The organism is Curtobacterium sp. MCPF17_051 (assembly GCF_003234595.1).
In the GTDB taxonomy this organism is placed as follows: Bacteria; Actinomycetota; Actinomycetes; order Actinomycetales; family Microbacteriaceae; genus Curtobacterium; species Curtobacterium flaccumfaciens.
Window position 1 is genome coordinate 94,984 of sequence record NZ_QKSE01000011.1, and the last position, 14,652, is coordinate 109,635.

Here is a 14,652-nt window from a genome sequence, read left to right on the forward strand (position 1 = left end):
CGACACGCGCGCGCGCGCCGCCGCGCGCCGCCGCGTGCCGCGCGCGTGCCGCGCGCTACGCCGGCTCGTGCCGCGGGATCTCCAGCCAGAGGGCGACGGAGTCGTCCTCGTCACCGTCGTCGTCGTCCAGCCCCGCTCCGAGCGCCGCGGACTCACTGGCCGCGCCGTCGAGGCGGAGTCCGACGACGGTCACCGCGGAGTCGGATCCCTCGCCGACCGTCCGGACGATGACGTTGTCGGCGTCACGGGCCTGCCGGAGCGCCTCGGCGACGCGGGCGTGGATGCGGCGGATGTCCGGGGCGTCCAGGTCGTCGAGCCCGCCGTCGTCGTGCAGCTGGACGGTCGCGCCGCGGCGACGCAGGCGCATCACCTCGTCGCGGACGTCGTCGGACAACAGGGAGCGGCCGCGGATCTCGTCGCGGATGGCCTGCTCGAGGTGCAGGCACTCGGCACGGTCGGCGTCGTCGAGGTCGCCGCAGGAGTCGATGATGCGCTGCAGCATCGGCAGGGCCATCCGGGTGGTCTGGCTCAGCCGGAACTGCCGCTCGAACACGTGGGCGTCCTGCGCGGCCTGCCAGTCGGCGGTCTCCTGCTCGGCGACGACGAGCTCACGGGTGTTCCGGGTGGCGCGGCTCATCGCGGCGGCGAAGACCGTGGCGATCGCGACCCAGGCGACGCTGCCGACCACGCCGAGCCCACCGAGCGAGCCGAGACCGGCCCAGGCGACGGTGTACACGGTCAGGAACAGCACGCCAGCCCATGCGAAGGGTCCGCGGCCCCGCACGACGAGCACCACCATGAGCGTGCCGATGGCCGCGATCCACCACGTGGCGGAGCCCGGACCGCGTCCCTCGACGAGGACGGGGGCGGCGATCACCGGCATCACGATCGCGGTGGCGAGCGAGAAGCAGGCGGTCCAGACCGGCAGGACCCTGCCGGGGACGAACAGCGCGAGGCCGGTGGCCGCGGCGTACAGGACCATGCAGGCGATGATCGGGGCGACCTGGTCGACGCGCGGGAGCGTGGCCGCGGCGAGGACCAGGTGGTAGACGGAGAACAGCGACGCCAGGCCGAGGGCGATGCTCGCCGGCAGGGAGACCTTCATGCGGTCGTCCTGTCAGCCGGCGACCACGTCAGCACGATGCGGGTGCCCTCGCCCGGTGCGGTGTGCACCTCGGCGCGTCCGTCGACGGTCGCGACCCGCTCCACGATGGAGCGACGGACACCGAGCCGTTCGGCGGGGATGGCCGCGACGTCGAACCCGCGGCCGTCGTCACCGACCTCGACGAGCACTCCCTGGCCCTGCTGCTCGATGCGGACCCAGCGCGTGACGTCGCCGTCGCCGGCGTGCTGCACGCTGTTCACCGCGGCCTGCAGCGCTGCCGAGGCCAGCGCATCGGCGACCGACGCGGGCAGGCGGACCGACCCGGTCGGCGTCGGGACGAGGCGGACCGGGGCGGGCAACGCACCCACCCCCTCGCGGATGCGTGCCCGGAGTTCCCCGAGGGCGACCGGCGCGACGTCACCGGGACCGTCGGTGGCCGCGGCCTCGAGGTGGTCGATCGCGTTCCGGGCCATCCGCGCGGCGAGGGTCTTGGCCTCGAGCGTGTCGGCGCGGGCGGCGGAGAGCAGCGTCGTGAGCACGCTGTCGTGCACGATGGCGTCCACCTGGACCCGCTCGACCTCGGTCGCGTGTTCCCGGATGGCGAGCGAGTACCGCCGCACCGCCGTGGACTGCGCCGTGTCGACCGCCGTGGCCGCACGCCGCAGCACCACCGCGATGACGAGCACCGCGCCGCTGAGGAGCGCCGTGTACACGCCGTCGAGCAGGACGGCGAGGACCCCGACGTCGCCGCCGAGCGGGCTGAGCCGGATGACGACGTACACCGCCGGCACGAGCGCGGTGTAGACCGTCGCGCGCCACGTGGCGAAGCCCATCGCCGCCGCGGTGCAGCCGACCGTGCAGAACCACCACGGCCACGGCTGCTGCGACGAGGGGATGGGCTCCTGCACGGTCGCCGTCCACGTCACGAGCACGACGAGGAACAGCAGCGCGCAGACGATCTGCGCCGGCTGCGCCACCCGCTGCACGAAGGCCGAGACCCCGATGAACACGAACGACGCCGCGAGGGCGAGCATCAGCGTCGGACCCCAGAACGGGTCGAGGTACGGCAGCTGCTCCAGGACCGCGGGCGCGTCGACGATGCCGAGGCCGATCGCCGCCATCGCGAGGAGGATCGCGAACGCACGCTCGACCGACGCCTGCGTGATCGAGGCGCGGACGCTGCGCGCCGGATCGGCGCCGAACGGCGCCGGTTCGACGACCGTCCGCGCCGACTCAGCCGCGGTCGCCATCCGTGTCAGCGACCGTCGCCGTCGGGGTCGATGCCCGAGTCGAGCCCGGGGAGGATCCCGTCCTCGACGGCTCGACGCAGCAGGTCGACCTTCGTCGGGGCCGGGCGACCGACCTCGACGTACTTCACACGGATCCGGTCGAGGTACTCACGGGCCGTCGAGTAGCCGATGCCCAGCTGCTGGGCGGCGAGCTTGAGCGGGAGGCCCGAGGCGTAGAGGTGCAGGATCTCGCGCTCGCGGCGGCCGAGCTGCGCCTTCGCGAAGTCGCGGTCGGCGTCGATGGCGCTCGCCCACTCGAGGTTGTTGAGCACGTCACCGCGTGCGACGGTGGCGACCGCGGCCATCACGGTCTTGGTGGCCGAGGACTTCGGGATGACGCCGGCAGCCCCTGCTGCGAGCGCCTCACGCACGTTGGCGACACGGTCCGCGATGGAGTGCACGAGCACCGCCGATCCCGTCCCCTGCACGCCCTTGACGTTCTCGGTCACGGTCGAGCCGTCACCGAGGGACAGGTCGAGGACGACGACGTCGACCTCTCGCCCGTCGAGGTTCTGGACGTACTCGGGGACGCTGGCGGCGGTGAGCACCACCTCGAACCCCTCGTTCTGGCACGCCGCCTGGATCCCGAGTCGGACGGACTCGTGGTCGTCGACGATCGCGACCCGGACCGGCCTGGTGGCCGCCCCTGACGTCTCGGTGCTGGTGGGTGTCGTTCCTGCTGCCACAGTGGCCTCTCGTTCCGATGCGCGACGCCGGCCCCTGAAACCGGAGTGCCATCAACGACCCAGGATACCCAGCCCGGACTCAGGTGCGGGGCTTCTCCGCTGCGCCACGCTGGCCGGTCCGCCGATTGGTGGACACCCCGACACGCGGGGACCCTTGGTCGCGCGACCACCGGACCTCAGCGCGCGGGGACCAGGCGTGCGACGGCTTCCAGGTGGTGGGTGTGCGGGAACAGGTCGAAGGCCCGCAGTGCTTCGAGCCGGTAGCCGAGGTCGGCGAACGTCGCGACGTCGCGGGCCAGCGCCACCGGGTCGCACGCCACGTAGACGACCTGCTCCGGCTGGAGCGCGGCGATCTGCACGACGACGTCCCGACCGGCACCGGCGCGGGGCGGGTCGAGCACGATCGTCCCGGCGCGGAAGCGGTCCTTCTCGGCGCGCGAGGCGTTCGCCACCGTGTTCGTCAGCCAGCGGTCCACGCGGCCGGTCTCGGCGCGGGCGCCGAGCCACTCGGACAGGTTCTCCTGCGCGTGCTCGGTGGCACGGGCGGCGCTCTCGACACTCGTGATGCGCGCCTTCGGGCCGACCAGGTCGCCGAGCGCGGCGGCGAGCAGGCCGACACCGCCGTACAGGTCCAGGTGGGTGCCCTCGGGGTCGAGGCGGTCGCGGTCGACCAGGTCCTGCACGGCCTCGGTGAGCACGGTCGCCGCGGCGCGGTGCACCTGCCAGAACCCGTTGTCGTCGACCTGGAACGTGCGCTCCCCCACGACCTCGGTCACCACGGTGGGCTTCTGGTCGTCGATGACGAGCCGCGCTCCCTCGGAGCCACTCGGTGCGAGGACGTCGATGACCGACGAGCCCGGCAGCGCACCACGGCCGAGCGGGGCGCTCTGCTGCACGACGGCGGTCGCGAGCGGCAGGCCGGTCACCGGGACGACGGAGTGGGAGCGTGCCGCGAACGGGCCGGCGGTGCCCTGCTCGTCGACGTGCAGCCGGACGCGGGTGCGCCAGCCGAGGCCGTTCGCCGCGTCGTCGCCGGGCGCGGCCTCGACGACGACGTCGTGGCCGAGCACCTCGGCGAGGTCCATCCGTGCGAACCGCGCGAACGAGTCGACGAGGACGTCGTGCTTGAGCGTGCGCTGGTGCGCCAGGGCGATGTGACCGAACTCGGCACCACCCGGACGCGTCTCGGGGTCACGCTCGAGCGCGGCCTCGGGCCAGACGTGGTCGACGCGGTGCTCGCTCGGCGTGACGACGCTGACCGTGTCGGCGCGCCAGAACGACTTCTTGCGGTCCTCGGTCACCCGGGCGACGACGCGCTCCCCGGGGATCGCGTCCGAGACGAAGACCACCCGTCCTTCGTGCCGTGCCACCGAGATGCCGCCGTGGGCGATCCCGGTGACGTCGAGTTCGAGCAGCGTGCCGACGGATTCACCCATGGTGAGATGGTCCCATGCGTCTGTACCTCGCGAGTACATCCCCCGCCCGCCGAGCACTCCTCGCCCAGTCCGGGGTCGATCCCGTGCTCGTGTCCCCCGGGGTCGACGAGGACACCGTCGGCGCCGCCGCCGCGGCATCGCTCGGCCGTGCCCTGACCGGGCCGGAGCTCGTCTCGCTCCTCGCCGTCGCCAAGGCGTCCGCAGTCGCCGACTCCGCGGTCGCCGGGTCGCCGGTCGACGGGGTCGTGTTCGGCGGGGACTCGGCCTTCGAGGTCGACGGGCAGCTGTACGGCAAGCCGCACGACCCCGCGGTCGCCCGGGAGCGCTGGCGGCAGATGCTCGCCGCCGGCGGCGGGACGCTGTGGAGCGGACACTGCGTGATCGATCGACGACGCGACGACCGGCGCCGGGCTCCGGACCCGGGCACGGGACGGCCTGGAGGCACGGCACCGGCCCGCACCGTGCCTCCCGTCCGGTCCCTGGTCACGTCCACCGCCGGCGTCCCGCTGCTGGGTGACGTCGCGCCCGGCGGATCGGCGCTGGCCGCCGCTGGCGACCGCGTGGTCGCGGTCGACAGCGCGGTGCTGACCTTCGCCGACGACGTGTCCGTCGACGAGATCGACGCGTACGTCGCGACGGGCGAGCCGCTCGAGGTGGCCGGCGCCTTCACCATCGACGGTCGGGCCGCGGCGTACATCACGCGGATCGACGGAGCACCGTCCGCCGTGATCGGGATGTCGCTGCCGGTGCTGCGATCGATGCTCCTCCGGGGCTTCGGCATCGCCTGGCACGACCTGTGGGCACTGTAGACATCCGCACCTGTTCCGGGTGGTTCTTTGTGGGTGCCAGTCAAAACGCACTCCCGCCGCACGAATACGCTGATGTGTCATGCCCCGTATCAGCAAGGTCCTCATCGCGAACCGCGGCGAGATCGCCGTCCGCATCATCCGCGCGGCCCGCGACGCGGGCAAGGCATCGGTCGCGGTCTACGCCGACCAGGACCGTGACGCCCTGCACGCCCGCCTCGCCGACGAGGCCTACGCGCTGAACGGCACCACGAGCGCCGACACGTACCTCGTCATCGACAAGATCATCTCGGTCGCCCGCCGCTCCGGCGCGGACGCCGTGCACCCGGGCTACGGGTTCCTCGCCGAGAACGCCGACTTCGCCCGCGCCGTCATCGATGCCGGGCTCGTCTGGATCGGCCCCTCGCCTGCGTCGATCGAGCGCCTCGGCGACAAGGTCTCCGCGCGCCACGTCGCCGAGAAGGTGGGCGCACCGCTCGCCCCCGGCACCATCGAGCCCGTGCAGGACGTCTCCGAGGTCTTCGACTTCGTCGACCAGGTCGGTTTGCCCGTCGCGATCAAGGCGGCGTTCGGCGGTGGCGGTCGTGGTCTGAAGGTCGTCCGCGACCGTGCCTCGGTCGAGGAGCTCTTCGAGTCCGCCACGCGTGAGGCGATCGCCGCGTTCGGTCGCGGTGAGTGCTTCGTCGAGAAGTACCTGGACAAGCCGCGCCACGTGGAGACCCAGTGCCTGGCTGACGAGCACGGCAACGTCGTCGTGGTCTCCACCCGCGACTGCTCGCTGCAGCGACGCCACCAGAAGCTCGTCGAGGAAGCTCCGGCGCCCTACCTGACGCCCGAGCAGCAGACCGCACTGTACGAGTCGTCGAAGGCGATCCTGCGCGAGGTCGGCTACGTCGGTGCCGGCACCTGCGAGTTCCTCATCGGCGCCGACGGCACCGTGTCGTTCCTCGAGGTGAACACCCGCCTGCAGGTCGAGCACTGCGTCTCCGAAGAGGTCACCGGCATCGACCTGGTGCGCGAGCAGTTCCGCATCGCCGAGGGCGGCGTGCTCGACTACTCGGACCCCGCACCGCGGGGACACTCGTTCGAGTTCCGCATCAACGGCGAGGACCCGGGTCGCAACTTCTTCCCCGCGCCCGGCCCGGTGCACGCGTTCAACGCGCCGTCCGGCCCCGGCGTGCGTGTCGACTCGGGCGTCGTCTCCGGTGACGTCGTGTCCGGATCGTTCGACTCGATGCTCGCGAAGCTGATCGTCACCGGCGCCACCCGTGCCGAGGCGCTGGAGCGTTCGCGTCGTGCACTCGCCGAGTTCGAGGTCACCGGCCTGCCGACCGTGCTCCCCTTCCACCGTGCCGTGGTGTCGGACCCGGCGTTCGCGACGGCCGACGACGAGCCGTTCAGCGTCTACACGCAGTGGATCGAGACCGACTTCGTCAACGAGATCCCGGCGTGGAGCGGCTCCCCCGAGGAGCTGCCGGCGCCGGCTGCGCGCGACTCGGTCGTGGTCGAGGTGCAGGGCAAGCGCATCGAGGTCACCATGCCGTCGATCGTCGGTGGCGGTGCTGTCGGCGGTGTCGCCGGTCGTCGTCCCACCGGCCCCTCCGCTCCCCCGAAGCGCCGTTCGTCGGCCGTCCGCGGGGGCCTGGCGAAGTCCGGGTCGTCGGTGGCGTCGCCGATGCAGGCCACCGTGGTGAAGCTCGCGGTCGCCGAGGGTGACACCGTGGTGAAGGGCGACCTGCTCGTCGTGCTCGAGGCCATGAAGATGGAGCAGCCCGTGCAGGCCCACAAGGACGGCGTCGTCACCGGCTTGAACGCCCCGGTCGGCCAGACGGTCTCCTCCGGTCACGTGCTGCTCGAGCTCGCGTAGCGCGGGCGCTCCTTCTCGCAAAACACCGGTGTTCGCCGGTCGAACACGCGCACACCGTGGTTCGACTCGTGAACACCGGTGTTTTGCTTCATCGAACACGATGCACTCCGGCTGCCTCGAGTGCCACGGGGCCGTTGCCGCCCGGCTCCACGTCCGGCCACGTCACGCGGACGACCCTGCGGACGTGGCGGTGCGCACGGAGCCGGTCCTCTCGGAGCTTCTCGTCGATGACGACGCGCTCAGGGGATCGACCAGCGCGCATCGTTCGGTCACGGTACTTGACCAGCCCGTCGAACTCCACGACGACGCCGGCGTCCTCGAACCAGAAGTCCACCCGGCCGATCAGGCCGGCCGCATCGCGGAACTCCTGCTGCAGCACCGGCGCCGGGAACCCCGCTTCCGCCCAACACAGCCGCGCCACTGACTCACCCGGTGAGTCAGCAGCCGCGTCTGCGAACTCGATCGCGCGTCGCGCGCGGGTGGACGCCCGCGGACGAGGCTCCCGACTGCGCAGTTCGGCGAGCAGCGCTTCCTGCGCCACTCCTCGGGCCAGCACCGCGTCCAACACGACCACCGCAGTGCGGAACGACGCTCGGAGCGCGACGTCGACCCCGGTGACCACGAGAGTCGTGACGGGCAGTCCGCCGACGCTCGCACAAGCGATGGGGCGACCCGCCCCTCCGACCTTCTGGAGATGGGCGCGACGTTGACCGGTGGCTCGACGCGGATCGGTGGCGACGACGTGCTCCGGGAACTCCCCGAGCCACGGGAGTCCGAGCATCGCCACAGCCGACTCGTGGGAGATCACGAGGGCGGGGTGGATGTTCGGCGCGACCGCTTCGACCCGTGCACGATGGCGCTCCGCTGCACTCGCTGCTTCGAACGCGTCTCGGTCGACGTACCGGCCGGCCGTCAGGCGGATGAGGGTCCCGCGGCGAGCGGCATCCGCGAGCCGTCGGTGCGCTCTCGGATCGGGATTGCCCGGAGCCGCGCCGAACACCGTGATGTGAGCCATGGCCCCACCGTCGCGGCTCCCGCACGGCCCACACGACGGCGGTCCCCTCCTTGTTGGCGGCCCTCGCTCCCCCACCCCCCTGTGGAGGAACAGCAAAACACCGGTGTTCGCGCTCTGCACCGCGTTGTGCGGGTGTTCAGAGCGCGAACACCGGTGTTTTGCGGACCGACGCCCTACGACACCAGGGGGCGCACCGAGTCGGCGAGGGCGTCGACCAGGCGCTGAGCCTCGGCGGGGGTGTCCGCGACGGTGTCGATGTAGACCTTCACCTTGGGCTCGGTCCCGCTCGGGCGGACGATCACCCGGGCGTCGCCGGACAGGTCGTAGCGCAGGATGTCCGAGGGCGGGAAGCCCGCCACCCCGTCGGAGTAGTCCGTCACCGTGTGCACGTCGAGCCCACCCAGCGTCGTCGGCGGCGTGGACCGGAGCGACGCCATGATCTCGCCGATGCGCGCCAGGTCGTCGACGCGGGTCGCGACCTGCCCCGAGGCGAACGCCCCGAACTCGGCGGCGAAGGCCTCGAGGTGGTCGGCGATGGTCGAGCCCGACGCGGCGAGCTCGTCGGCGAGGGACAGCAGCTCCAGCGCAGCCGAGATGCCGTCCTTGTCGCGGACGACCGACGGGTCGACCAGGTAGCCCAGGGCCTCTTCGTACCCGAACAGCAGCTCGGGCACCCGCGACACCCACTTGAAGCCGGTCAGGGTGTCGCGGTACCCCAGCCCGTGGCGTGCAGCCACCCGAGCCAACGCCGGCGACGAGACGATCGAGGCGGCGAGGGTGCCGGTCGCGCCGGACTCCGACGCCCGTGCGGCGGCCCGCCACCCGAGCAGCCAGCCGACCTCGTTGCCCGACAGCCGACGGAAGGAACCGGATCCGTCCGGGATCGCGAGGGCGAGCCGGTCGGCGTCGGGGTCGTTCGCGATCACCAGGTCGGCGCTCACGGCGAGACCGCGGGCGATCGCCAGGTCCATCGCACCCGGCTCCTCGGGGTTCGGGAACGACACCGTCGGGAACGCACCGTCCGGCTCGATCTGCTCCGGCACGACGGCCGGCTCGGCGAACCCGGCGGCGGCGAACACCGCGCGAGCGGTCTCCCACCCGACGCCGTGCATCGCCGTGTAGACGACCTTCGGCTGCTCATCGAGACCAAGTGCCGGAGCGGGCACGATCGCGGCCGTGGCGGCCACGTAGGCATCGAGCAGGCCCGCCGACGCCACGGTGTAGTCCGTGTCGCGCGGCAGCTCCGTCACCGACCCGGCGGCGACGGCGTCGATGGCGTCCGCGATCTCGCCGTCGACGGGCGGCACGATCTGCGAGCCGTCGTCGTCCTGACCGAGGTAGACCTTGTACCCGTTGTCCCGCGGCGGGTTGTGGCTCGCGGTGACCATGACGCCGGCACCGACGTCGAGGTGCCGGACGGCGAACGCCAGCACCGGTGTCGGCAGGGCCGAGGGCAGCAGGGTGACCTCGAGCCCGAGGCCGCGCATGACCTCGGCCGAATCGCGTGCGAAGACGTCCGAGTTCACCCGCCCGTCGTACCCGATCACGACGCTGCGCGAGCGACCGGTGTCGATGAGGAACCGTGCGAGCCCCGCAGCAGCCTGGGTCACGACGACCCGGTTCATGCGCAGCGGGCCCCAGCCGAGCTCCGCGCGGAGTCCGGCGGTGCCGAACTGCAGCCGACCGTCGAACCGCTCGGCGAGCGCACGGACAGCGGACCCGTCACCGTCGACCGCCGCGTCGATCGCCGCGGCCAGCTCGTCGCGGGTCTCCGGGTCGGGGTCCTGCGCCAGCCACGCCCGCGCGGTGCCGAGCACCTGGTCGAGGTCGAGCTTCACGATGCCGGCTGCCCGACTGCGGCGACCACGCGTGCGAGCAGGTCGGCGATCACCGGCTCGGCCTGCTTGCCGGCCTCGAGCACCTCGGTGTGCGACAACGGGGTCTTCTGGATGCCCGCGGCGAGGTTCGTGATGAGCGAGAACCCGAGGACCTCCATGCCGGCCTGACGGGCGGCGATGGCTTCGAGCGCGGTGGACATGCCGACGATGTGCCCGCCGATGGTCTTCGCCATCTGGACCTCGGCCGGGGTCTCGTAGTGCGGGCCGCGGAACTGCGTGTAGACGCCCTCGTCGAGGGACGGGTCGACGGACTTCGCGACCGAGCGCAGCCGCGCCGAGTACAGGTCGGTGAGGTCGATGAACGTCGCGCCCTCGAGCGGGCTGTCCGCGGTCAGGTTGATGTGGTCGCTGATGAGCACCGGGGTGCCCGGGGTCCAGTGCTCCTTGATGCCGCCGGCACCGTTCGTCAGCACCATGATCGAGGCACCGGTCGCCGCCGCCGTGCGGACGCTGTGCACGACCCGACGGACCCCGTGGCCCTCGTAGTAGTGGGTGCGGGCACCGATGACGAGCGCGTGGCGGCCGTCGGCGAGGCGGATCGACCGGATCGTGCCGGAGTGTCCGGGGACGGCCGAGGCGCTGAACCCGGGGACCTGCTCGGCCGGTATCTCGGACACGGTCTCACCGATGATGTCGGCGGCCTTGCCCCAGCCCGAGCCGAGGGTCAGGGCGATGTCGTGCCGCTCGATGCCGGACTGTTCGGCGATGGCGGCTGCGGCGTCCCGCGCGACCTCGAACGGGTCGGCAGCGGGGTCGTTCAGCGGGTTCTCGGTGCTCATGCCCCAACTCTAAAGGGCGGACTGAGCGCTCAGTGCTCGCCGAGCGCCCGGTCCACCGCCGCCGTGATCTCGCCCTGGTCGAAGTGGTTCGCGATGACGATGACCTCGGCGTAGGTGTCGCCGATCGCCTCGACGAACTCCTGACTCGTCAGGATCACGTTGGCGTCGTCCGAGACGTCCCGCACGGAGGCGACGTCCGCCGCGACGACGGACGCCGAGAGCCCGAGGGCGTCGAGCGCCTTCTCGGCGTTCACCTTCAGGATGCCGCTCGACCCGATGCCGGCGCCGCAGATGGTCACGATCTTCACGCGGAGACCCCCATGATCGAGCGGACCTCGTCCGCCGTGGTCGCCGCCGCGATCCGCCCGGTCACGGTGGCGTCGTTGAACAGGTTCGCGATCTCGCCGATCGACTCCAGGTGGGTGCCGACCTCGGCCACCGCGAGCCCGAGCACCACACGGACGGGGTCGTTGTGCGGGTGTCCGAACGCCACCGGCGACGCGAGCGTCACGATCGCGAGTCCGTCCCGCACGACGGCACCACCCGGCCGGGCGTGCGCGAACGCGAGCCCCGGCGAGATGACGATGTACGGCCCGTGCTCCTCGACCATGCCGATCATGGCGTCGGTGTACTCGTCGGTCGTGGCGCCCGAGGCGACGAGCGCACCGCCGACCAGGCGCATCGCGTCACGCCACGCGGGCGCGTCCACACCGAGGAGGACGGCGGTGTCCGGCAGCGGTGGCAGTCCCATGCGTCAGGCCTCCTGGTACCCGGCCGTGATGGTGGCGATGATCTCCTCGCGGTCCTCGAGCGGCAGGAACGACCCGAGCGCGGCGTTGATCTGGAACGCGGCCAGGTCGTCGAGGTCGTACCCGAACGTGCCCGCGAGCAACGAGAGTTCCTTCGACAGCGAGGTCCCGCTCATCAGGCGGTTGTCCGTGTTCACCGTGACGCGGAAGCCGAGCTGGTAGAGCACGTCGAACGGGTGGTCGGCGAGGTCGTCGCCCCACGCGGCGATCGCCCCGGTCTGCAGGTTGGACGACGGCGAGACCTCGAGCGGGATCTCGCGGTCACGGACCCACGAGGCGACCTCGCCCAGCGAGGCCAGCGTCGAGCCGTCCCCGGCGTCGGACAGGGCGACGTCCTCGAAGATGCGGACGCCGTGCCCGAGGCGGAGCGCCCGACCGTCGACGAGGGCGGACCTGATGGAGGCGAGCCCGTCGGCCTCCCCCGCGTGCACGGTGACGGGGAACAGTTCGGACGCCAGGTAGTCGAAGGCGGCGCGGTGGTTCGAGGCGGGGAACCCGGCTTCGGCACCGGCGATGTCGAAGCCGACGACCCCGGCGTCACGGTGGCGGACGGCGAGCTCGGCGATCTCGAGCGACCGGTCGGCGTGCCGCATCGCGGTGACGAGCTGGCCGACGCGGATGCGCCCACCGGCGGCGTCGACGGCTTCCTCGATGCCGGCCTGCACGGCCTCCACCGTCTGGTCGAGGGTCAGCCCACCCTGCAGGTGCTGCTCCGGCGCCCAGCGGACCTCGCCGTAGACGACGCCGTCGGCGACCAGGTCCTCGACGAACTCGCGGGCGATCCGGGTGAGCTGCGGTGCGGTCTGCATCACCGACGTGGTGACGTCGAACGTCTTCAGGTACTCGACCAGGGAGCCGGAGTTCGACTGGTCGGCGAACCACTGCCCGAGCTCGGCCGGGTCGGTGGTGGGGAGCGACACACCCGCCGAGGCTGCGAGCTCGATGATGGTCGCGGGACGCAGACCGCCGTCGAGGTGGTCGTGCAGCGAGACCTTCGGCAGGTCGTTGATGACCGCCCCGGCGTCGGGCAGGCGGTAGGTCGGGGCGTCGGCGCTCATGCCCCCAGGCTATCGGTGGTCACCGCCGCCGCGCAGGCACCTGTGCACAACCCACAGCGGAAGACACTGGAGGCTCCCCACAGGTGTGCAGGGAGCCTCCGGTCGGTCGCGCGGCCGGGTTCAGGACCCGATGCGCTCGCGCACGATCGGCCCACGTGCCGCAGTGGCAGAGTCCGCCGGGCCGATGGTCCACGCACCCTCGAGCGACTCCAGCGCGCGCGGGATCCGCGACGCGTCGTCGGAGTGCAGCGTCCAGAGCGGCTGCCCCTCGGTCACGGTGTCCCCCGGCTTGGCGTGGAGCTCGATGCCCGCACCTGCCTGCACCGGGTCCTGCGCGCGGGCACGACCGGCCCCGAGCCGCCAGGCCGAGACGCCGAACGGCAGCGCGTCCTGCTGCGTGAGGACCCCCGACGTCGGAGCGGTGACGACGTGCTGTTCGCGGGCCACGGGCAACGCGGCGGACGGGTCCCCACCCTGCGCCTCGATCATCCGACGCCAGGTGTCCATGGCGCGGCCGTCCGCGAGCGCCGCTGCGGGGTCGGCGTCGGGCAGTCCGGCCAGCGTGAGCATCTCGGTCGCGAGCGCCACGGTCAGCTCGACGACGTCGGCGGGGCCTCCGCCGGCGAGCACCTCGACCGACTCCCGCACCTCGAGGGCGTTGCCGATCGTCAGCCCGAGCGGGACCTCCATGTCGGTCAGCAGGGCCAAGGTCGCGACCCCGGCGTCGTTGCCGAGGTCGACCATGGTCTGTGCGAGCTCACGGGACGCCTCGTACGTCGGCATGAACGCGCCGGACCCGAACTTGACGTCGAGCACGAGCGCACCGGTGCCCTCGGCGATCTTCTTCGACATGATGCTCGACGCGATGAGCGGGATGCACTCGACCGTGCCGGTGATGTCGCGGAGCGCGTAGAGCTTCTTGTCCGCGGGGGCCAGGCCGGACCCAGCGGCGCAGATGACCGCGCCGACGTCCTGCAGCACCTGCATCATGCGGTCGTTCGTGATGGACGCCTGCCACCCGGGGATCGACTCGAGCTTGTCGAGCGTGCCGCCGGTGTGGCCGAGTCCGCGGCCGGACAGCTGCGGCACCGCCACGCCGAACGACGCCACCAGGGGTGCCAGCGGCAGGGTGATCTTGTCGCCGACCCCGCCGGTGGAGTGCTTGTCGACCGTCGTCTTGCCGAGCGACGAGAACGACATCCGCTCCCCCGACGCGATCATCGCGAGCGTGAGGTCCTTGATCTCGCGCCGCTCCATCCCGTTCAGGAAGATCGCCATCGCCATCGCGGCCATCTGCGGGTCCTCGACGTACCCGCGGGTGTACGCGTCGACGAGCCAGTCGACCTCGGCGGTGCTCAGGGCCCCGCCGGAGCGCTTCGTGCGGATGAGGTCGACGGTGTCGAACGGCTCGACGGCCATGTCAGTGCTCCTGCTGGTAGGTGGCGAGGGTCCGGGGCCCGAAGGCGTCCGGCAGGACCTCGTCGATGGTGCGGACACCGGAGAGCGTCTCGAGGAGCATGCCCTCGGTCGAGTGCTCGAACAGCAGCTGACGGCAGCGGCCGCACGGCATCAGGGTCGCCCCGTCGCCGTCAACGCACGTGAACGCGACGAGCTTGCCGCCGCCGGTCATGTGCAGCTGCGACACGAGGGAGCACTCCGCGCAGAGCGTCACTCCGTAGCTCGCGTTCTCGATGTTGCAGCCGGAGACGATCCGGCCGTCGTCGGTGAGCGCCGCGGCGCCCACCGGGAACGACGAGTACGGCGCGTAGGCGCGCCGCATCGCGGCCGTGGCGGCGTCCCGCAGGGCGCCCCAGTCCACGTCGTCGGCCGGGAGGCCCGTGGCGGCGTCCGTCGGGTCGGTGGCGGTGACCGCCTGGTCACCTGGTTGCTGCGTGTCGGTCATG

14 protein-coding genes are annotated in these 14,652 nt (G+C 72.1%); 2 read left to right on the plus strand and 12 right to left on the minus strand.

The window, feature by feature from the left end:
* Nucleotides 1-55: 55 nt before the first annotated feature.
* The 4 genes from DEJ35_RS10275 to DEJ35_RS10290 all read right to left on the minus strand — a co-directional run bounded on the left by DEJ35_RS10275 (nt 56) and on the right by DEJ35_RS10290 (nt 4,516).
* Nucleotides 56-1,105, minus strand: a complete 1,050-nt coding sequence (locus tag DEJ35_RS10275; RefSeq protein ID WP_110861267.1) for a hypothetical protein — start codon at nt 1,103-1,105, stop codon at nt 56-58.
* Nucleotides 1,102-2,355, minus strand: a complete 1,254-nt coding sequence (locus DEJ35_RS10280; RefSeq protein WP_110861269.1) for a sensor histidine kinase — start codon at nt 2,353-2,355, stop codon at nt 1,102-1,104. The genes DEJ35_RS10275 and DEJ35_RS10280 overlap by 4 nt, the downstream gene beginning before the upstream one ends.
* A gap of 5 nt (nt 2,356-2,360) precedes the next feature.
* Nucleotides 2,361-3,080, minus strand: a complete 720-nt coding sequence (locus DEJ35_RS10285; RefSeq protein WP_110861271.1) for a response regulator transcription factor — start codon at nt 3,078-3,080, stop codon at nt 2,361-2,363.
* 176 nt (nt 3,081-3,256) lie between these two features.
* Nucleotides 3,257-4,516, minus strand: a complete 1,260-nt coding sequence (locus DEJ35_RS10290) for a class I SAM-dependent RNA methyltransferase (RefSeq protein ID WP_111192677.1) — start codon at nt 4,514-4,516, stop codon at nt 3,257-3,259.
* Nucleotides 4,517-4,530: 14 nt separating this feature from the next.
* Between DEJ35_RS10290 and DEJ35_RS10295 the strand changes: the two genes are divergently transcribed.
* Together DEJ35_RS10295 and DEJ35_RS10300 are read left to right on the plus strand one after the other, a co-directional pair.
* Nucleotides 4,531-5,325, plus strand: coding sequence for a nucleoside triphosphate pyrophosphatase (locus DEJ35_RS10295; protein ID WP_111192678.1), 795 nt, complete (start codon nt 4,531-4,533; stop codon nt 5,323-5,325).
* A 79-nt stretch (nt 5,326-5,404) separates the two neighbouring features.
* Nucleotides 5,405-7,189, plus strand: coding sequence for a biotin carboxylase N-terminal domain-containing protein (locus DEJ35_RS10300; protein WP_111192679.1), 1,785 nt, complete (start codon nt 5,405-5,407; stop codon nt 7,187-7,189).
* Between the two features lie 88 nt (nt 7,190-7,277).
* Here DEJ35_RS10300 and DEJ35_RS10305 read toward each other — a convergent pair whose 3' ends face one another.
* From DEJ35_RS10305 to DEJ35_RS10340, 8 genes are all read right to left on the minus strand, one after another.
* A complete protein-coding gene (locus DEJ35_RS10305) occupies nt 7,278-8,324 on the minus strand; it encodes a hypothetical protein (RefSeq protein ID WP_146244775.1) in 1,047 nt (348 codons plus the stop codon).
* A 53-nt stretch (nt 8,325-8,377) separates the two neighbouring features.
* Nucleotides 8,378-10,042: a phospho-sugar mutase gene (locus DEJ35_RS10310; RefSeq protein ID WP_111192681.1), complete on the minus strand. Its 1,665-nt coding sequence runs from the start codon at nt 10,040-10,042 to the stop codon at nt 8,378-8,380.
* Nucleotides 10,039-10,881 (minus strand): purine-nucleoside phosphorylase, encoded by an 843-nt coding sequence (locus tag DEJ35_RS10315; RefSeq protein ID WP_110861284.1) that lies wholly within the window; start codon nt 10,879-10,881, stop codon nt 10,039-10,041. Before DEJ35_RS10315 ends, DEJ35_RS10310 begins: the two co-directional genes overlap by 4 nt.
* Nucleotides 10,882-10,910: 29 nt before the next feature.
* On the minus strand, nt 10,911-11,189 hold the full coding sequence (locus DEJ35_RS10320; protein WP_027466460.1) for a PTS sugar transporter subunit IIB: 279 nt from the start codon (nt 11,187-11,189) through the stop codon (nt 10,911-10,913).
* On the minus strand, nt 11,186-11,632 hold the full coding sequence (locus tag DEJ35_RS10325) for a PTS sugar transporter subunit IIA (RefSeq protein ID WP_110861286.1): 447 nt from the start codon (nt 11,630-11,632) through the stop codon (nt 11,186-11,188). The genes DEJ35_RS10320 and DEJ35_RS10325 overlap by 4 nt, the downstream gene beginning before the upstream one ends.
* Before the next feature lie 3 nt (nt 11,633-11,635).
* A complete protein-coding gene (locus tag DEJ35_RS10330) occupies nt 11,636-12,748 on the minus strand; it encodes an adenosine deaminase (protein WP_110861288.1) in 1,113 nt (370 codons plus the stop codon).
* Nucleotides 12,749-12,868: 120 nt separating this feature from the next.
* Complete coding sequence (locus DEJ35_RS10335; protein WP_111192682.1) at nt 12,869-14,167, minus strand: thymidine phosphorylase; 1,299 nt, start codon at nt 14,165-14,167, stop codon at nt 12,869-12,871.
* A 1-nt stretch (nt 14,168) separates the two neighbouring features.
* On the minus strand, nt 14,169-14,651 hold the full coding sequence (locus DEJ35_RS10340; RefSeq protein WP_110861294.1) for a cytidine deaminase: 483 nt from the start codon (nt 14,649-14,651) through the stop codon (nt 14,169-14,171).
* Nucleotide 14,652: the final 1 nt, after the last annotated feature.